This window comes from Bittarella massiliensis (ex Durand et al. 2017) (assembly GCF_009876955.1).
GTDB classification, from domain to species: Bacteria; Bacillota; Clostridia; order Oscillospirales; family Ruminococcaceae; genus Bittarella; species Bittarella massiliensis.
This window is the reverse complement of sequence record NZ_WWVY01000015.1, coordinates 86,041-106,650: the sequence shown is the minus strand read 5'-3', so window position 1 is coordinate 106,650 and position 20,610 is coordinate 86,041. Positions and strand designations below refer to the sequence as shown.

General features: G+C 54.9%; 13 protein-coding genes, 1 rRNA gene and 1 pseudogene. All 15 read left to right on the top strand.

The features are described from left to right. The first annotated feature begins 81 nt into the window (after positions 1-81). Positions 82-198: ribosomal RNA gene (gene rrf, locus GT748_RS13485) — 5S ribosomal RNA — on the top strand. A 117-nt stretch (positions 199-315) separates the two neighbouring features. After that, positions 316-615 carry a DUF6809 family protein gene (locus GT748_RS13480; protein ID WP_071442212.1) on the top strand — a complete coding sequence of 100 codons (300 nt, stop codon included), beginning with the start codon at positions 316-318 and terminating at the stop codon, positions 613-615. 5 nt (positions 616-620) lie between these two features. Beyond that, positions 621-803: a hypothetical protein gene (locus tag GT748_RS13475; RefSeq protein WP_071442211.1), complete on the top strand. Its 183-nt coding sequence runs from the start codon at positions 621-623 to the stop codon at positions 801-803. A gap of 2 nt (positions 804-805) precedes the next feature. After that, entirely contained in the window at positions 806-1,186 is a 381-nt protein-coding gene (locus tag GT748_RS13470; RefSeq protein WP_071442210.1) for a TnpV protein, read from the top strand. A gap of 482 nt (positions 1,187-1,668) precedes the next feature. Then, complete coding sequence (locus GT748_RS13465; RefSeq protein WP_161213576.1) at positions 1,669-3,729, top strand: DUF6273 domain-containing protein; 2,061 nt, start codon at positions 1,669-1,671, stop codon at positions 3,727-3,729. Positions 3,730-4,473: 744 nt separating this feature from the next. After that, positions 4,474-4,767, top strand: a complete 294-nt coding sequence (locus GT748_RS13460) for a plasmid mobilization protein (protein ID WP_161213577.1) — start codon at positions 4,474-4,476, stop codon at positions 4,765-4,767. Continuing rightward, the gene (locus tag GT748_RS13455) at positions 4,767-6,125 is read left to right on the top strand and encodes a relaxase/mobilization nuclease domain-containing protein (RefSeq protein ID WP_161213578.1); all 1,359 of its coding nucleotides are present in this window, start codon (positions 4,767-4,769) and stop codon (positions 6,123-6,125) included. Before GT748_RS13460 ends, GT748_RS13455 begins: the two co-directional genes overlap by 1 nt. Next, on the top strand, positions 6,122-6,379 hold the full coding sequence (locus GT748_RS13450; RefSeq protein ID WP_071442206.1) for a transposon-encoded TnpW family protein: 258 nt from the start codon (positions 6,122-6,124) through the stop codon (positions 6,377-6,379). Before GT748_RS13455 ends, GT748_RS13450 begins: the two co-directional genes overlap by 4 nt. Positions 6,380-6,484: 105 nt before the next feature. Beyond that, entirely contained in the window at positions 6,485-8,158 is a 1,674-nt protein-coding gene (locus GT748_RS13445) for a recombinase family protein (RefSeq protein ID WP_161213579.1), read from the top strand. A gap of 1,205 nt (positions 8,159-9,363) precedes the next feature. Continuing rightward, the gene (locus GT748_RS13440) at positions 9,364-9,927 is read left to right on the top strand and encodes a bactofilin family protein (protein ID WP_044991845.1); all 564 of its coding nucleotides are present in this window, start codon (positions 9,364-9,366) and stop codon (positions 9,925-9,927) included. Between the two features lie 39 nt (positions 9,928-9,966). After that, a pseudogene (locus GT748_RS16055) lies at positions 9,967-10,395 on the top strand (bactofilin family protein); the annotation flags it as partial. A 13-nt stretch (positions 10,396-10,408) separates the two neighbouring features. Then, positions 10,409-10,582, top strand: coding sequence for a polymer-forming cytoskeletal protein (locus GT748_RS13430; RefSeq protein WP_161222361.1), 174 nt, complete (start codon positions 10,409-10,411; stop codon positions 10,580-10,582). A 21-nt stretch (positions 10,583-10,603) separates the two neighbouring features. Then, positions 10,604-11,524: a polysaccharide deacetylase family protein gene (locus GT748_RS13425; RefSeq protein ID WP_021658194.1), complete on the top strand. Its 921-nt coding sequence runs from the start codon at positions 10,604-10,606 to the stop codon at positions 11,522-11,524. Positions 11,525-12,152: 628 nt separating this feature from the next. Next, positions 12,153-17,984, top strand: coding sequence for an isopeptide-forming domain-containing fimbrial protein (locus tag GT748_RS13420; protein WP_021658196.1), 5,832 nt, complete (start codon positions 12,153-12,155; stop codon positions 17,982-17,984). 699 nt (positions 17,985-18,683) lie between these two features. Then, positions 18,684-20,603, top strand: coding sequence for a 1,4-alpha-glucan branching protein GlgB (glgB, locus tag GT748_RS13415; RefSeq protein ID WP_161213581.1), 1,920 nt, complete (start codon positions 18,684-18,686; stop codon positions 20,601-20,603). Positions 20,604-20,610 lie beyond the last annotated feature (7 nt).

The window sequence follows — 20,610 nt, the reverse complement described above, 5'->3', positions numbered from 1 at the left end:
TCGAGGGCTTGACCTTGTGAAGCAGTTCTCATTCAGTCTATTCCCCTTTATTCAGTTTTCAAGCTGTATTTTTGCAGCACAGTTGGTGTTGATGGCGCGTAGGATCCACCCGTTCCCATCCCGAACACGGAAGTTAAGCTACGCAGCGCTGAAGATACTTGGCGGGAAGCTGCCTGGGAAAATAGGGCGATGCCAACACAAAAAAGACCATCCGAAGGGAGACACTTCGTAAGGAAGTTGTCTCCCTTATGCTTTTGTAGTCAGCCAGTTTGATTGAATTAGTGGGATAATTGAATCGTAACGGAGGATTACATAATGAAAAACTTTATTGAAGAATTTTACTACGGAAACATCGAGCCGCAAGCGAGAAGCACAAAACAAAATAAGGCTGTTCAAAAACAAATGAAAATCCTGATGACGAATGAAGATTTTTTGACAACAGCGCTATCTGATAAAAACAAAAAGCAATTTCTCGACTATGTAAACGCTTGGAGCATTGTTAACGGAGAATCTAATTTAGACAGTTTTATTATGGGATTTCGCTTAGGAGCTAAATTTATGCTTGATACTTTCGTCACTTCCGAACCCCCTTTTGAAGATTTATTGAGGGAGTGACAGTGATGAAAGAAAAATATTACATAGTGCTTGAGGAATATGAGCGTAGAATGATTATTAACAGCCTGAACGAATTAAGAAACCGTTTGATTGCTGACGGAAGATACACAGAAGCAGTTGACGAAATTTTGCTTAAAATCATAAACGCAAAGAAAAAGAAGTTTAAAGTGATCTGCAAGGAGGCGTGATTATGCAAAAGAATATTTATAACGAGCAAACAGGTATCAGCTATACCTTACAAGGCGATTATTATCTTCCTGATCTCACATTACCCGCCCAAAAAGAAGAACGGCACATCGGCATATGGGGACAGCGGTATTTGCGGTATATCCGTGAGCATAAAAAGGCACTTTATACCAGCCTTTTAACAAGCGGCAAGCTGCAATCCTACCTTGCCGATGTTGAAGAACAGGCGCAGAGACTGTTTGACCGTCTTATGAAGCAGAGAGCAGAACTTGAAGGCATTACCGAAACACTGAAAGCCGGTAATCAGATGGAGTGGATACGCAGAATGAACGCCCTGCGGTCGGCGGTTACAGAAACCGTTAACGCCGAGGTGATCTTCGTATGAGGAAAAAGAAATACCACACCTATTTAACGGTAGAAGAAAGACGGTACATTTTCAATATTCTGCTTGCCTGCCGTAATAAGCTGATTGCACAGGGAAGATATACAGACCTTGTGGACGAGATTATGATAAAGCTGAAAAAATGAGTCCGTAGCGCTTTTAAACGCAAAAAACGAGGGGTAAGGTACAAACAACCTTGCCCCTCAAATGTTTACGCCCCTGAAGCGGCTTAAAATCAGGTTTTTTGACCTCTAAATGTCTACGCAGTAGGCTAGACGGCTTCCATAAAAAAGCTTTGAATTATTGATAGTATATCCTATCTTTTCCCAAAAAAGTATTGAAAATCAGCCGGCTTTGTGGTAAATTATATACATGAAATTATATTCGGAAAGAAGCTTGACAAAGATGGCTTTTGGAAAGCTCTTTTTTAGCACGGGATATCTATCAAGCTGTTTGTAAAAAAGTAAAACGAAGGAGAGAAAGCAATGAAATTAAAAAGGAGAATACTAAGTTTACTGCTTGCCCTCTGTCTTGTGGCGGGTCTTATACCCACCGTGGCACTTGCGACAGGAACAGACACAGGAAAGGCTATCCAGCTTGTGGATAGCGGAATTGCCGCAAACATCGGCGGAAAGCAGGCGGACAATATTTATTTTGGTACATATCAGCAGAGCAGCAACGGAAGCGGCGGCTATAACACCGACCCCATTAAATGGCGTGTGCTGTCCAACGCAAACGGGCAGCTGTTCCTGCTTTCCGACCAGAACTTTGACGTGTTCCAGTATCACACGGAGAATGAAAACGTAACCTGGAAAACCAGCACGATGCGTTCCTGGCTCAATGGCTACGACACGACGCAAAATTCCGGTGGCAGCAGCGGGATTGATTATACCAATGATAATTTCTTAGATGACGCTTTTTCTGACAAAGAGCAAAACGCTATTGTGGAAACAACGGTTGTCAACTACGATAACAAAGATGAGGATTACGGAACAGACGGTGAGGGCGGTGATGACACCGTCGATCGCATCTTCCTTTTGTCGATCAATGATACAGACAATATAAAGGAATATTTCCCAGGATACTCTACGAGCCGCTTCTCTACCAACACGGAATATGTGGCGGCTGGCGGAAAATTAGGATCTGGTATGAATGGAGCCGACGAAGGTGACTGGTGGTGGCTGCGCTCTCCCGGCTCTAATAATTCAATGGCGGCTTTTATCGAAGAGGATGGCGGCGGTGTTTACGAAGGCAACCCGGTGAACAATAAGACAGCTGCGGTGCGTCCTGCTTTCAACTTGGATCTGTCATCCGTTCTCTTTACCTCAGCTGCCGCAGGCGGCAAATCTTCCGGCACTGTGGGTACGCTTTCCACTGTTTCCGACTATGCCGGTAATGAATGGAAGCTGACGCTTCTGGACGGTGGCCGCAGTTTTTCAGTAAATATGAACGGGCAGACGAGCATTTCCGCTTCGGCGGGCGAAAGCGTGAAGATTACATACTCCGGTGCGCAGACGGGCGCAAACGAATATGTCTCCGTCCTGCTCTGCGACAGCAACGGCAATGTCCTCTACTACGGCAACATCGCCCAGAACAGCGCAAGCGGCACAGCGACGCTCAATATTCCGTCCGGACTTGCTGCCGGGAACTATACTTTGAAAGTGTTTTCCGAGCAGTGCAACGGAGATTACATGACCGATTATGCCAGCGCATTTGAGGATATTTCTCTGACTGTCCTGTCAAAGGAAACAGCACCGAACGCCACCTTTACCGCAACTGGCGACAACGGCGGCACACTGTCTAATGTTGATACTACAATGAAATACAGCACGGACGGCGGCGAAAGCTGGACGGATATCACCGGCACAACGATGGATATCACCGGTGTGACAGCGGACAAGGATATTCAAGTCGTCAAAAAAGGCGACGGCACAACGACAGCTGATTCCGAGGCACAAATCATTGATGTGACACAGGCGGCGACGCCTGCGGGAATCGATGCGACAGACTGCACAACTACCGCCCAGAATGACGGTACTATCACAAATGTTGACAACACAATGGAGTACAGGCGGTCCACAGCTTCCGACTGGACCGAAATTACAGATACAGAAGTAACAGGACTTGTAAATGGTACTTACGAAGTCCGTGTAAAGGCAAACGGTACTGTCCTTGCCTCTGCCGCAGCAACGGTTACAATCGGTGAGCATACCTGTGTGGCACAACAGGGAGATTGGCAGTATGACGAAAATAATCACTGGAAACTTTGTGTGTGTGGGGAGAAGCTGAACAATGTAGCGCACAGCTTTGAATGGGTAATCGACAAAGAAGCAACAGCTACACAGGCGGGCGCCAAACACGAAGAATGTACTGTTTGTGGCTACGCAAAAGCGTCGGTGGAAATCCCAGCAACAGGCGATGATACCCAATTACCGCAGACCGGCGACAACAGCAATATCGCCCTTTGGATTGCGGTAATGCTGGCTGCGGGTACTGCCCTGACCGGCACCGTTCTTTACAGCCGCAAGAGAAAATACAGCAGATAATCAATGATGAAATCGTCCTGTGAAAACTTCACAGGACGATTTTTTGTATACAGCTTACGAGAAAAATCTTGACAAGCAAACATTTGTTCTATATAATATAAAGTGACAGTTTATATGTCCTACAACTGAATATATTTTCACAGATTTTATTGAGAGAACGGCTGCAAGCCGGACAACGCCAGCGGGTATGCAGACGATTACCATCGTCAAGAAAATACCGCCGCTTCCAGAACTGCCCTAAACTGTCGGCAGTGGTCAAGCGTAAATGACAGTTTCGACTTTGAATTACAAAGCCGGTTACATGAATGTGAAGCCACACCGCAAGGGATAGGTCTATCCTTTTTGCGGGTAGTCGGTACGCATTTGTGTGCCGGCTTTTTTGTTGCCCGAAAGCCGGTTACAACTTAATGACCGGCTGGATGGGATATGACTGTGCGACGACCTCTTTTTGATAGGAGCGAGCACAGCAACGCTGCGGTGAAACTCCGGGGCAGGGACAGAAAAACGACATTCAGGCAGACCGGCGAAAACAGGAGAGAAAGTGTGTCCACAACAGTAACGAGCATCGGATTTTGATACCAAAATCCATCCACAGCCTAAAGGCGTGTGGACTTAACTCAGGGGAAAGTCTCGCCTGCCGGCTCGGTCGGTGCTTCTAAGCTTCGCTTAGAGGTGTCCACCGGACACCCGCACCCCTGAATACCCCTTTACAAAGTTAAAACACAAGAATGGAGATGATATATTTTGAGCAAGAAACAAAGTGATAAAAAGGTCATAACAGTAAGACTGACCGAAGAAGAAAAACAGAAATTAGAGTATTGCTCTAACCTGTGCGGATTATCGCAGTCCGAGTTCATAAGGCAGCTTTGCAAAGGCAAAGCGCCCAAACCACAACCCAAAAAAGAGTTTTGGGAAGTGCTTGAAGCACTCTACGCAGTCCATAACAGTTTCAAAAGCTGTGCAAAATTCGAGCCTTCTGCTTTGGAAATCTGCAAGGAAATTGAGTGTTTGATCCTCGATTTACAGGAGGTGGGATAATGGCAACCACTTCACTTTGGCATATCAAAGGCAGACTGAAAGACTTGATTGCCTATGTGGAAAATCCTGAAAAGACTGTAGCAAAGGACAAGGACTTGCAGGATTTCTATAATGTCTTTTCCTATGTCAGCCGACCCGAAGCAACAGAAAACGGCGAGTATGTTTCTGCCATCAACTGCTTAAAAGAGATTGCCTTGCAGCAGATGATTTTAACGAAAAGGCAGTACGGCAAAGAAAACGGATATATCGCCTGGCACGGTTATCAAAGCTTCAAGCCCGGCGAAGTTACACCCGAACAGGCACATGAAATCGGTTTACAGTTGGCAAAGGAAATGTGGGGAGAACAGTATCAGATCATCGTCACTACCCACCTTGACAAAGACCATCTGCACAATCATTTCTGCTTCAATTCGGTTTCCTTCTTAGACGGCAGGAAATACAACTATTCCAAAACAGAGCAGAGAAAACTCCGTGAAGCATCCGACCGAATCTGCCGGGAGCACGGCTTGTCGGTTATCGAAAAACCGCATAAAGCACCATCAAGGCAGGTATGGCTGGATGAGAAAAGCGGCAGGCCGACAAGATACAATGTTTACCGTGAAGATGTAAAAGAAGCCATCAATTTCAGCCGCCGTCCCTACTATATGGAGGAGTATTTGCGGCGGAAAGGATATATTACCGACTTCACAGGAAAGCATTGGAAGATACGATTGCCGCAGTATGAGCATTTTACAATGCTGGACACGCTGGATGAAAGATGGACGCCCGAACATATCCAAAGGACAATGGGCGCTTACGCTTCCTTCGGAAACCGCAGGGCGGCAATCACCTATCCGCCCCAAATGCCGAAGAGCCTGCGGGACTGGTTCAAGCCGTTTCAAAAGACGAGCCATATCTACCGGCTGTATCTGCACTACTGCTATCTGCTCGGCGTTCTCCCGAAGAAAACCACCTACCGCCCCACAAGCCCCTATCTCAAAGAGGAGCTTCGGAAGCTGGACGAGTTGTCCAATCAGGTACGGTATATGAGCAAATACGGAATCGAAACTCTTGAAGATCTATATGCCGACAGAGAAAAGCTGCAAGGAGAAATGGACAAGCTGACCGCTTACCGCACCAAGCTGCAAAACAAAATCCGCAGAGCCTTACCAGCCGAAAAAAAGATTTTGAGAGAAGAAAAAGCAAAGGTTACGGAACAGATTACTTCTCTGCGAAAGCGCTTGAAACTGAACAAAGGCATAGAGGATCGGTCGGTAAAAATTCAAGAAAAAACGGATCTTCTCTATGCCAATGAATACAGAGCGAAAGAAGAACAACAGCATAAAAAATCACAGCGAAAGGAGCGTGACGCACGATGATCTATATTGACGAAAATGGAAATCCAATTCAAGAAACTGATGAATTGCAGGAGGCAATTGATAATATTACCGATAAACTCGCCCAAATGACAAAGGAAGAACGGCTTGCTTGGTTTGAACAGTCCATCTATCCCGAACCCTTAAAGTTTACGAATGAAATTGACGGTACGGTATATATCGTCAGAGCGTTTTTTGATGAAACTGCAAGCGAAAGCTTTGAAGAAAAGCTGCGAAGAATTATGATAAAGAGATGAGAAAAAATCAGGCTATCACTTTAAAGTGTTGAAGTTTAGCGGAAGATATGGTATGATAACAATATCCTACAATTCATATCATATCTGGCTGTGGAAAGGAGAAATATGAGCAAACAGTCAGTAAAAATTACTGCTCTCTACTGTCGTCTGTCCCGTGACGATGAACAGGACGGACTATCGGGCAGTATTAAAAATCAGCAGTCTATCCTTGAAAAGTACGCAAAGGAGAACGGATTCAAAAATACTCGTGTATTTATTGACGACGGTTGGTCGGGTGTAACTTTCACAAGACCGGCTTTCACGGAGATTATGGAGCTTGCGGAACAAGGATTGATTGCTAATCTTATCGTCAAAGACCATTCGAGATTGGGACGAAACCGCTTGATTGTCGGTCAGCTTTTGGAAGAAGAATTTGACCGATTGGGTATTCGATATATTGCCATTATGGATAATATTGATACCGCAAAAGGACTAAGCGACATTGTTCCTATGCAAGACTTATTCAACGAATGGCACGCAAAGAACACAAGCCAAAAGGTACGCAATGTTTTCAAGAATAAGGGAATGGCGGGCATACCGCTTACTACCAATCCGCCTTTCGGGTATATGAAAAATCCCGAAACCTCAAAGGAATGGCTGATAGACGAGCCTGCCGCAAAGATTGTCAGACAAATCTTTGAAATGTGCGTTTCAGGCTTAGGACCGACGCAGATAGCAAAAAGACTGAAATCGGATAAGATATTAACGCCAACCGAATATTGGAACAGTATCGGAAGAAACTGCGGCAATCCGCCTGCAAGACAATTCAACTGGTGTTCGGATACGGTTGCGAGTATTCTTTCCAAACAAGAGTATTGTGGCGATACGGTAAACTTCCGAAGTACAACAAAATCTTTCAAGAACAAAAAGAAGATTGAAAGACCGCAGGAGGAATGGCAGATCTTCCCGAACACGCACCCTGCCATTATCGACCGTGAAACCTTTGAGCTTGTGCAGGAACTCAGGCAGCACCGCCGGAGGCCGACAAAAAGCGGAATTGTCAGTATGTTTTCGGGACTTCTCTACTGTGCCGATTGTGGAGAAAAGCTGTATTACAGCGTAACAAACAATTACAAGCGGGAACAAGCCTATTTCTTCTGCTCTTCCTATCGTAAAAATTCCGAAGTGTGTTCTGCACACTATATCCGAGAAAAAGTGGTTGAGGAAAATGTTCTTGAGAATATGCGGCGAGTATTTCGTTATGTTCAGGCTTATGAGAAAGAGTTCGCCAAACAGCAGATGAAATGCTACGGAGAGGAAAAGCAAAAGGAACTGTCCGAAAAACGCAGAGAACTTACCAAAGCCGAGAAGCGTATCAAGGATATTGATTTGCTGATTCAGAAGATTTACGAGGACAATGCAATGGGCAAACTTTCCGATGAACGCTTTGCCACAATGTCAATGGCGTATGAGGAAGAACAGAAAAATCTCAAAGAAGCAATACCCGATATGCAGGCGTACCTTGAAACCGAAACGGACAAGTCTGAAGGCTTACAGCGTTTTATTGACAAGGTAAAACAGATTACGCAGCCAACCAAGCTTACTCCCGAACTGGTACACGAATTCATTGAAAAGATTGTGATACACGAACGGAGATACCTTGACGGAAAGCGTTATCAGCTAATGGACATCTATTACAACGGCGTTGATGTGATACGAGGGCTTACCCCTGAAGAAATGGAAGAAGCCTTTCAGGAACACCTTGCCAAACGGAAGATAAACAAAGCAAAGACGGCGTAACCAATGGCTGCACCGTCCAAAACAATCAATATTTAATTCAATTACAAGAGCGACCTTGGGGCACCTTCCTTACGGAGGGTGCCCCAAAGGATGGTCTTTTTTGCTGTCTTGATATATTTTATCTAACCGGAATTTATCATTTCGGGCCAGAGAGAGCAAAGAGATCTTGAGTTCAAGCATCAAGCGAAGCGAGAAATGAGGAGAAACCTCACTATATCGAAATATCTTCCCAGCGCATCATGCCTGTTCGCGGGCTGCGGTGCAGGGGGCAAGCGACACGAGTGGAAGGATTTCCAGTGCTTCTTGAAGGGCTTGCCGGTATTATGTCTTTTTAGGACTTTCTCAAGCCCCAGACGCAGCGGAGAGCCCGACTCAAGAGAGCAGCGACAGGGCGGCAGAGGATCGGAGTTTTTTAGAGGGAAGAATGGACCCTTCCCCTGCGCGATAGAGCCCCCTCCGGCAGAGGGACAAGTTCTCTCTCAAATGTCGACCGATAAGCAGGATAACTGTTTCTGTTGCTCCAGCTCCTTCCTTATAAAGAGAATGGTTTTACGGCGATATGGGGAAAAAGAGGATAGCGCCGCTTTTTGCCTAAAGGACCCCCTTTTTTGCAACAGGAGAAAGGCTGATTTATCGCCCTTTTTTGATGCGACATCCCCATGTTGCCTGAAGGGGGGAGCGAAAGAGAAGGGGAAAACCGTCACTCGATGGGTAAGTGGTTTTGGGGTGGGGACCAACCAGAACTGGGGAAGAGAGGCAGTTGTAGAGCGGCCAGTCATTGTGTGTATCGCCGAACATAGGGAGTGTCCTGGCGAGGGATAGAAGGAGAAGAGCAGAAAAGAGCGAATTGGCGGAGAGAAGAATCACAAGTTCCTTCAATATTCGACAACATTGGCTATTTTGAATGAAATTCGCTTTACAAAAAGTGCATGAATTGGTATTATTATTTATATTCCAGTTAAGCAATTGGGCGATAGTAGTGTTTTAACAGAGAGTTTTGACGACCGCAAGCGACCTGCTCCGGAGCGCAGGGCGATTGATGAAAAAGCATTCCTTTGTGGCGGGTGGCGCGGCGCTGGTGGTTTATTTGCAAAGCAGGGCGGGTAAGGTGTCGAAAGGGGAACAGCGGAACCCCTGCCCGGGAACGGTGATAGAACGGCCATTGGTGGCATACAGAGCAGGAGTTGGAGGAGGAGAAGATGGCGATGGAGCAAAAGAACAGAGATTTCGCAGGCGACCAGTGGGAAACAGGTGCAGGAGAGGGCTCCGTACTGATGGAGGACGTGCTGATCGAGGGCACGGTGCGCACCTCTTCACCGGTGCGGCTGATGGGCCGTATCAAGGGCGACCTGCTGGCAGAGAGCCGGGTCGTCGTCAGCGGCAGCGTTGAAGGGGATGTGAGCGGCTGCGAGATCCTACTTTCCAGCGCCTCTATTCACGGCGACGTCAAAACGGCTGGGAGTATCCAGATGGACTGGGAGACCGAAGTCACCGGCGACCTCTCCGCGCAGCGCATCGAGATGTCCGGCAGTGTTGAGGGGAATTTGCAGGTGGAGAAGACCCTGCTCATGGGGGGAACGGCCTCTGTGCAGGGAGATATTTCGGCGGGGGCCGTCTCGATTGCCGAAGGGGCCGCCCTCAAGGGTCGCCTCGAGGTGCGGGGCCTGGCCGAAGAGCCGGAGCCGCTTCGGCAGGGAGAGCGAGAGCCCGTAGAAGACGAGGAATCGCCTGTGGAAACAGCGCCTGAGACGGGCGGGAGCGAGGAGTAGGCATTGCCGCACGGGCAATGCCGAGTGGAGGAAGAGACGATGGGAAAGCAGCAGAACAATTTTAAGCAGGCCATGGCGGAACTGCTCAACGGCAGGAATAGCGACCCCGCGCAGGAGGACATAGCAGAGCAGCCGTTGACTGCCGCGGTGGAGGCGGAAAGGCCGCTACCGCCGGTGGAGCGACCCCAGAGCCTGCAGGTGGAGATCCCCGCCTGGACAGGGCGGGGCGGCTCGGTGATTGCCGAGGAGATGACCGTCGAGGGGAAGGTGTACACCGATTCTCCCCTGCAAATTCGGGGCCGCATCAAGGGCAGCGTCGCCGGGCGGGGCAGTCTGCTCATCAGCGGCGGGGTTGAGGGCGACGTGCAGTGTGGTGAATTGCAGCTGCAGGGGGCCAAGGTGCTGGGCAATGTTCAATCCAGTGGCGCAGTGCGCATAGACGCCCAGGCGGTGGTGAGCGGCGACCTGGCTGCCGGAGAGTTTGGAGCTGGCGGGCAAGATCAAGGGCAACCTGCAAGTCGAGGGGACGGCCGTGCTGGGCAGTTCGGCTGTGCTCATCGGCGACCTGCGGGCACACCGGCTCTCCATTGCCGAGGGCGCGGTGCTGCAGGGCAGTGTAGAGGTCACCGGTGGTCTGCAAGACACTGCATTTTAGGGGCCCGGCGGGGAAACGGCGATGGAGAGAGAAAAGCGGGCTTCAAAATATCTGGGCAGCGTGCGCTTTTACCGGCATCTGATTGTCGGGATGGTGCTGGGGGAGCTGCTCCTCTCCACCGGACTGGCGGTCTTTTGGGGGGTGGAAAACCGCCAACTGAAAAGCGCAGCGCCGGTTTCGGTGGAGCAGGAGCAGGCCCTGGCCCCGGTGCAGATGGTGCTGCCGGATGGGGTGGCCGCCGGGGAAGAGGGGATTGCCTACCAAACCGCCCACCCCGCCCTCTACGCCGAGGAGCGGGACTTTGCCTTTGCCCCCGACCGGGAAAAGACGGTCTATCTCACCTTTGACGACGGGCCCACCCAGCGCACGGGGGAGATTTTGGACGTCCTGGACCAGTACGGGGTGAAGGCGACCTTCTTTGTGGTCTACCGCGACGACGAGGCGTCCAAGGAGCTGTACCGCGAGATCGTGGCCCGAGGACACACCATCGGCGTTCACTCCGCCAGCCACGATTATAGAAAGGTCTACCAGTCGGTGGACAGCTACCTGGACGACTTCGACCAGATGTATCAGCAGATTTACGAGGTCACCGGGGTGCGACCGGACCTCTTCCGCTTCCCCGGGGGGAGTGTCAACGCCTACAACATGGACCTCTACCAGGAAATCATTGCGGAGATGCTGCGCCGGGGCTTTGTCTACTACGACTGGAATGTGGGCAGCGGGGACACCATGAGGGGGGCCACCGCCGCCACCATTGCCGACCGGGTGGTGGGAGGAATGCCCGAAAAGCGGGGCATCGTCCTCCTTCACGACAGCGCGAACAAGACCCAGACGGTGCAGGCCCTGCCCCAGATCATCCAGCGGCTGCAAGCCCAGGGATACAGCTTCGCCCCCCTGAACAGGACGGTGCGCCCCTGCACCTTTGGCTACCAATCGGAATAGGGAGGGACGATCTCTCCGGCGCCGCCCAGTTGGGCGGCGCTTTTTTGTTCCCTGTCAGCCCGGGAGCGGCGAGGGGTGTGCCCTGCCCAGCGGCGGCCGACGGGAAAAGGAGACCGGCAAGGGGAAAGGGGCTGGCCAAAGCCGTTTTGCCCCCTCATATAGGTTTTGGCGGGCCGCTTTTTCGACTGGGAAACAGGGGTGTCCGGGGGACGGCGAGAAACGGGAGGGTCCCCACTTTGTTAATGGGGCGAAGCGGGCTGGCATCGAGGGGTGTCAAAAGGTGGCCCTTGTACGGTTGAAAACGCCCTCTTTTTCTGTTGGGAGAAGGGGGAAGAGAAAAAGGGAGAAAAACGAAAGGGATAAAGGCCCTTGTTACAGTATTAAAAACAGGGGAAAACAGATAAGAAATGTGACAGAATCTTGACAATTCCCAGGATGGTGCTAAAATAATAGATAAAGTTTAGTATGATTTTTCGTTCGCGAAAAGTCTTTTTTAATTGCACTAAATTTGCATATAATTTTGGCCAACTTGCCTATTGCAAGTTGGCTTTTTTGTCATATGTATACAAAAGACAAAATCGAACGAAAAACCATAATTTTCTAAAAGATTTTTGGAGAGGTGTAAAAGATGAAAAAACGCACAGTATCCATTGGCATTGCCCTGGCGCTGGTCCTCTCTCTCTTTATGCCGTTGATGCCGGTGACCGCAATGGCGGCTGATGGCGATACATCGACGGGAGAGGCGGGCGACGCGCCGGAGGGATACCAGCCGCCCCAGTATGAAAAGGGAAAAATCAATCTGGACGGCTACTACACGGTAGGCAGCGACGGAAAGCTGTCGCAGAAGCTGGAGTGGTCTTTCCCCTATCAAAACCCTCTTAGGCCGGAGTTGATGCCCGACCCTGCCAAGCCGTATAAGTACAAGCTGTGGCAGTCGAAAAAGGCGGAAAACGGCAGCTGGAGCAGGTGGGAAAGCCGTTCTGCAGTGGATGTAGACAGCGCTGTGGCCAAGGTCCGGGTGCTCAATGTCTATCCCAACAACACGGTGGAGAATCGCGACCAGCTGAAAAACTGGATGGCTCGGCCAGTCAAAGACTATAGCGGGAAATCGACGACCATCGGCAAAGGGATCATAGATGTCTACCCGGTCTATATTGGCGACTTTAACGCAAATGCGGAAAAAACTTTGAAAACAGACCCGGTGACCAACGAAACGAAGACCGATTATCAATACGATGTCATCATGTTTGGCACCTGGGATGCAAATAACAAGCAGGACCTGACAGAATCGTCTCGCAACGCGACAGAGGCATTCTCAAAGGCCGGCGGTGGCCTGATGTTTGGCCATGACACCCTTACGCAATGGGATGGCGTCAGTGCGCGCAGCTACTTTAAGCGCTTCGCAGAACCGGATTTTCTCAATATCAGCATGGCGAATCAAGCGACAACTTACCTCTCCACCAAGGTAAAGGTTGTCAATACCGGCTTTTTGACCAGCCGCCCTTGGAATTTGGAGCAGGCGTTGCTCACGATCCCCCAGACCCACATGCTGGGGCAGACAGCCGGAGGAGACAGTGGCGGTTCACCCAAAAATACGGTGTGGATGCAGCTGGCAGACGACAGCGGGAAGGTCCTGGGGACAGAGATCACCCCGGGCTCAACTGCCTCTACCGACAACTACTACTTGGTGACAAACGGCAACACGGCGATGATCCAGACCGGCCACAGCAGTACCGGGGTCACTGACGACGAGTGCAAGGTGTTCGCCAATACGCTGATCTATCTGGCCCAATCCACCGACAACACGCAGACAAAGGACATCTCCTTTACCGATGACGCCGCCCCAACCAAGCCGGATAAAAGCGCCATCGGTGCCATTATTCCAAGTGATGACCTGAAGAGCTATACCGCTACCATCTCCCTCAGCGGGGCGGAGGACAAAGGAACAGACTACGCCTATCGCATCCAGGGCATTCCCCAAGCCACCCTTGCCGATATGAGCGAATACCAGGAGATCTGGTCCAGCAGCGCCACCGATCCCACCGACCCCTCTGTCTTTCGGCAGACGGCCCTCTCCGGCCTGAAGGGGTATGTGGTCACCGGGGTGGACAAGAGCAGCGCTGCGGCGGCCAAACCCACCGTGACCGAGGACAACCTGCTCCGGGCCTCCAACGCGGGCGACAAGGTGGACTACACCACCGCCCAGCTGGTGCCGGGGGAGACCTACTACCTGCACGCCTTTGCGGTGGACTGGTCGGGCAATGTGAGCGGGGACCTGCTGCTGAAGATCAATGTGAGCGCGCGGCAGGTGAACTTTTACCGCAACGACGGCAGCGGCGACAAGACCAGCACCCTTCTCACCGGCGACGGCAAACCGGCCGGCTTTGTGGACGGCCTCTCCCGCGCGGGTTACGCCTTTAAAGGCTGGTATGAAAACGCCGAGGGCAGCGGCAGCGCCGTGACCCGGGACACCGTCTTTGAGACGATGCCGACAGAGCCGGTGGAGCTGTACGCCAAGTGGGTCAAGACCTGGCAGGTGACCCTGGGCCAGCGCGGCGAGGGCGAGGTGCGCGCCGAGGCAAACGGCGGCGCGGTCAGCCCCTTTGAAGAGGGGAGCGACGTGACCGTGACCTGGCAGCCGGCGGCCGGCTACCGGGTCAAGGGGGTGTGGCTGGACGACGTGCTGCTGCAGCCCGACGGCAGCGGCAGACTGACCATCCCCGCCATCGGCACAGACCACCACGTGTTTGTGGAGTTTGAGCGGGAGAACAGCGCGGAGGAGCAGGTGTACTACAACGTGGACACCATGCTCATCGGCGGCGGGAACGCCAGCTCCATCACCCCCAGCCGCCGGCTGCAAAAGGACAGCCCCGAGACGGAGAACTACCAGGTGCGCTGGGAGGTGGCACCCGGCTACCGCGTCAAATCGGTGCGGATAGACGGGGCCAACCGGCCCGACCTGGTGGGCAGGGACGGCGTGACCTTTGCTCGGGTCGAAAACAACCACCGGGTGGAGGTGGAACTGGTCAAGGAGGATGCGGCCCCCCTGTCCTACCGCGTGACCACCGAGTTGGTGGGCGGCCCGGGGAGCATCACCCCCTCGGCCTGGGTGCCGACGGGCGGCGACTATGCGGTGAAGACGGTGCTGGGCGACAGCAAAAACTACGAGGTCAAGTCGGTCACGGTCTATGATGCCCAGGGCAACCAGGTCAACAGCTTTGCGGTGGACAGCGCTGTCGGCAGCGCCGAGCTGACCAATATCCAACAGGACTACCGGGTGGTGGTGAAGCTGGGCGGCAAGGAGCAGACCGGCGTGGTCACTGTGCCCGAAGATGAGCTGATCCGGGTGGACACCTCCAAAGAGGGGGGCGGCAGCATCTCGGAGTCGAAGGTCGTGAAGAAGGGCGAAAACTACACGGTGGAGTGGTCGGCCGAAGAGGGCTGGACGGTGCTGGAGGTAAAGGTCGACAGCGAGAAGACCTACTACCCCGAAGGGGAAAGCGCCCGCCGGGCAGTCTACCGCAGCGGCCGCAGCAGCGGCAGCATTGTCATCGGCACTCCGGGGGTCTACCCCTTTGAGCAGATCCAGGAAGACCACACCGTCCATGTGACCTTTGTCAAGGCGAAGTACGAGGCCCCTGCGGGGACCTTCAGCGTGCAGACCTCCATCACCGGGGACTGCGGGGCCACCATCACCGGGGGCAACGGCTCCCTCGATCCGGGCAGCGACTACCCGGTGAGCTGGACGGTGCCGGAGGGCTACCGGGTGGTGGGCGTGCTGGTCAACGGTGTCGCCCGGGACGACCTGCTGGAGGCCGGCGGGTTCGCGGTCACTGGCATCGACCAGAACTACCTCATCGAGGTGGCGCTGGAGAAGGCGGGCGGCAGCCAGCCGGAGAAGAAGGAGCAGTACACGGTGGCCACCGCGGTGTACGGCCTGGAGGACGCAACGGCGGCCAACATGACCCCCACCACCATCCTGCCCAAGGGGGCGGACCACAGTGTGGGGTGGGCGGTGCCCAGCGGATACCGGGTGGACAGGGTCGTCATTGACGGGGTGGAGAGCGCCGCCACCTCGGCCAGCTTCCCGAACATTGGGCGCGACCACACGGTGGAGGTCTACTTTGCCGCCGACAGCGGCGCACAGCCCGACCTGCACCGGGTGAGCACCCAGGTCGTCGGCGGGCTGGGGACCATCACCTCCGGCGGCACAGTGGCCGACGGGGGCAGCTTCACGGTGGGCTGGGAGCCGGCGCCCGGGTACCACCTGGCCAGCGTCATTGTAGACGGCCAGGTGCGGGACGACCTGCTCACCGCCGACAGCCACACCCTGCAAAACATCACCGCCGACCACACGGTGGGGGTGGTCTTTGCCAAAGACGGCGAGAGCCAGGGCCCCGAGCACAGCGAGAGCGGCAGCTTTGTGGTGGAGACCGCCCAGGTGGGGGCGGGGAGCATCGCCCCCACCACCACCGTAAAGGAGGGGGCCAATCACACCGTGACCTGGCAGCCGGCGGACGGCTGGCGGGTCAAAGAGGTGCGGGTGGACGGGTTGGTCCAGCCCGATCTGCGGGACCAGACCGAATTTGTCAACATCGGCGCCAACCACAGGGTAGAGGTGGTCTTTGAGCGGGACGGCGGGTCCTCCGACCCGGACGCCGACCCCCTCTACCGGGTGGATACGGCCATTGACCGGGTGAAGGGGACCATCACCGGCTCCGCCGTGCTGGAGGGCGGCAGCGATCACCAGGTGGACTGGCAGGCGGCCGAGGGGTACGAGGTCTACCGGGTGACGGTGGATGGACAGGAGCGCCCCGAGTACGCCGGCAAGACCTCCGGCAGCCACGCCTTTGCCGACATTCGACAAAACCACAGCGTGGTGGTGGAGTTCGTGCGGGTGGACAGGGTGCAGCCCGAACTGGGCAAAGGGGTGGTCAACGGCGACCGCACCGACGGCAACCAGTCGGGAGACCGGCTGACCTACACCCTGACGGCCAAGAACAACCAGCAGAACACCCTCTGGAAAGACGTGGTGATGAAAGACCGCCTTCCCCAGGGGATGACCATCGACACCGACAGCATCTACCTCTCGAAAAACGGAGGGGAGCCGGTACCGGTGGACGCCTCCTGCTATGACGCCGCTACCCGGCTGCTCAGCGTACCCATCGGCTCTCTGCTGGGGGGCGACGAGTACGTGCTGACCTTTGACGTGCTCATCAATCAAGTGGCCATCCAGCCGGGCGACCCGTCGGACCGGGACCTGTCCAACACCGCCCAGGCCGACGGCGATAACGGCAGCGCCACCTCTCCCACCGTGACCCCCAACGGGGACGGCGGCGCCCGCCCCATCCCCTATCCCAACGGGCACCTGACCAAGGTCGCCGAAAACTTGACGGACGGCGGCGGCAGGGTGCAGGTGGGCGACCGGGTCCGGTACACCCTGCGGGCGGAAAACGGCCGCTACGGCTCGGTCTGGACCGGCGTCTCCATTGTGGACACCCTGCCCCAGGGGCTGGAAATCGATCTGGACAGCATCTATTTGGTGGGGCCCGACGGCAGCAAAAAGGCCCTGGATGCCGGTGTGTACGACCCGGCCAGCCGCACCCTGGCGGTCTTTGTGGGGGACATCTACGGCGGCGAGCGGTATGAATTGGTGTTTGAGGCCACCGTGGGCGCCGACGCCCTGGGCCGCGACATCGGCAACACCGGAGAAGCCTATGGCGGCCGCCCCACAGAGGACGGCGAGCCGGGCCATTGGGGCGGGTCGGAGGACTATCCCCACCAGCCGGGCGACCCCGTGGAGCCGGGCGATTGGCCGGTGACGGCGGATGAGCCCGCCGCCAGCGAAAAGGTCTATCCGGGGACGGACGAGGAGGTCTTGCTGGCCGACCCCGACCCGGTGCTGGACAAGACGGTGGAGCAGCCGGACCGGCCCAACGGGGACACCCACCTGGGCGACGCGCTGCTCTACACCGTAACGCTGGAAAACCCCACCAAGTATTCGGAGTGGCGCAATGTCTCCATCTTCGACTATCTGCCCGCGGGGCTGAACCTGGACGAGGGGAGCATCCGCCTGACCTATCCGGACGGGCACACCGAAAAGGTGCCCTCCAGCTGTTACAACGCCTGGGAGCGCACCCTCGAAGTGCAGATCCCGGTGCTGCGGGCGGGGGAGAAGTACACCCTGACCTATAAGACCATGGTGTACGACCCCAACGACGCCGAGATGCAGGAGAGCGGGGAGTTGGTGAACACCGCCGAGGCGGTCGGCACCGACCCGGACGGGAGCCGGGACAGCACCGGCCCCACCGCCAGCGCCTCGGTGCGCTACCCGGTGGACGCCAAGAAGGGGGTCTACACCGGCGATGACAGCTGGCAGGCCGCCCTTCTCTGGGGCGCTATTTCCGGGGGAGCGGTGCTTCTTTGGACCACAGCTCGGAAGAGGGAGCGCAGAGAATAGCAACACCTGTTTCCTTTACAAAAAATGATTGGGGCTGGGAAGGATCTGCTTCCCAGCCCTTTTGTTGTGCCGTCTTTGGTTGGCCGAGGGGGCCCTTTGGCAATTTTTCCGGCAAGCCAGTCGCCCAAAGGGGGCGGGGGAGGAGAAGACCGGTGGCTGCAACCCGGGTATTTACAGAAGCGCCTTTTGGGAAAAGGGGAGGGCCGCGGCAAAAAGCGGAGGGATGGGCCGGTGAAAAGAGGGCGGTTTTTACAAAATTGCCCGGGAAAAAATGGCGGCCTTTACAGGTGAAATGGCAAAGCGCACGAAAATTGGAAAGCATTTGCACTAAAACATAGAAAATGGAAGATAAATCAAATAAACACTGTAAGGGGTAGATAAAATATGGTATACTCAAAATACAAATTATAGTTATATTGACAGAAAGATATGAGAATAAGGGCGTGCCACCATGAGAGCAAAAAAACGCGGCAACAATGGCTTTTACAGACATCGAATGCGGGAGACGGAGACGAGGAGAGAGCGAGCCATGGCGTGTGCCTTCCCACCCGGCGCGTTTCGGGTGTGGTCGGGCCGCGCTGTTTTGCTTTTTTAAAGAGGTGACAAACTGCCTGATTTTTAGCGGGTCGGTTGTCGTATAGTGAGATGGGCGCCGCCCGCCGCCGAGAGGGGCGGGCGGCTGAAAGGGGGTTAACAGCCATGGAGGAAAAGGGCGGACTGGTCCCGGTGGACGACCTCTATCTCTTCAACACGGGAAAGGCGCAGAAGGCCTATTTGGCCTTTGGCTGCCACCATCTGCCGGAAAAGGGCTGCCACCGCTTCTGCGTGTGGGCCCCTGGCGCCGCCAGCGTTTCGGTGGTGGGGGACTTCAACGGCTGGGACGAGACCAGCCACCCCATGCAGCGGGGGGAGGGCGGCGTCTACACCGCCTTTGTACAGGGCGCCAAGAACGGAGACAACTACAAGTACCTGGTGGAGGGGTGCGACGGGGTCAAGCGGTACAAGGCCGACCCCTTCGCCTTTTACAGCGAGCTGCGGCCGGGCAACGCCTCCAAGGTCTGGAGTTTAAAGGGGTACAGCTGGCGGGACGGCACCTACCTGAAAAAGCGCCGCCGCAGAGACCCGCTCCGCCAGCCCATGGCCGTGTACGAGGCGCACCTGGGCTCCTGGCGGCGGGGGGAGGACGGCGGTTTTCCCAACTACCGGGAGGCGGCCGACCAACTGGCCCCCTACCTCAAATCCATGGGCTTTACCCACCTGGAGCTGATGCCCATCACCGAGTACCCGCTGGACGAGTCGTGGGGCTACCAGGTGACGGGGTATTTCAGCCCCACCTCCCGCTACGGCACCCCCCAGGACCTGATGTACCTGGTGGACCGGATGCACCAGGAAGGGATCGGGGTGATCCTCGACTGGGTGCCCGCCCACTTCCCCAAGGACGCCCACGGCCTGGCCCGATTTGACGGCACCTGCCTCTACGAGCACCAAAACCCCCTGCAGGGCGAACAGCCCCAGTGGGGCACCCTCCTCTACAACTACGGCCGGCCGGAGGTGCAGAGCTTCCTCATCTCCTCGGCAAACTTCTTTTTGGAGGAGTACCACATCGACGGCCTGCGCATCGACGCGGTCAGCTCGATGCTCTACCTGGACTTCGGCAAACAGCCGGGCCAGTTCGTCCCCAACAGGGACGGGGGAAATGTCAACTACGAGGCGGTCGCCTTTTTGCAGGCGCTCAACCGCACCCTCCTCTCCCTGCACCCGGACGCGGTGACCATTGCCGAGGAGTCCACCGCCTTTCCCCGGGTGACCGGGTCCCCGGAGGACGGGGGGCTGGGCTTCACCTTCAAGTGGAACATGGGCTTCATGCACGACACCCTGGACTATGTGGAGATGGACCCCCTCTTTCGCCGGGACCACCACGGGGAGATGACCTTCTCCATGACCTACGCCTTTTCAGAAAATTACCTGCTCCCCTACTCCCACGACGAGGTGGTGCACGGCAAGCGCTCGATGATCGACAAGTGCTTTGGCGACTACTGGCAGAAATTCGCCACCCTGCGCGCCCTCTACGCCTTTCAGTATGCCCACCCGGGCAAAAAGCTGCTCTTCATGGGGGACGAGTTCGCCCAGTTCATCGAGTGGGACTACGGCAAGGAGCTGGACTGGTTTTTGCACGAGTACGACTCCCACAGCGGGATGGCCCGCTTTGCCTCCCGGCTGGGCCGGGTCTACCAGAAATACCGCGCCCTCTACGAGATCGACGACAGCTGGGAGGGGTTCCAGTGGCTGAGCGTGAACGACAACCAGCAGAGTTGTCTGGCCTTCCTGCGGCGCTCCAAGCCCTGGAGGGGGAAGGTGCAGCAGGTTTTGTGCGCCTTCAACTTCACCCCGGTGGTGCGCAGCGAGTACCGGTTGGGAATGCCCTGCCAGGGCGTTTTGCGGGAGATCCTCTCCAGCGACGACCGGCGGTACGGCGGCAGCGACGTGCGAAACCGGGAGGAGATCCACACCATGTTTATTCCCTGCGGGGATTTCGCGGCCTCGGCGGAGATCACCTTGCCGCCCCTGGGCGCCGCATATTTTGAGTTTATACCGGACGAGGAAAACAAAGATATTTAGGAGGCAT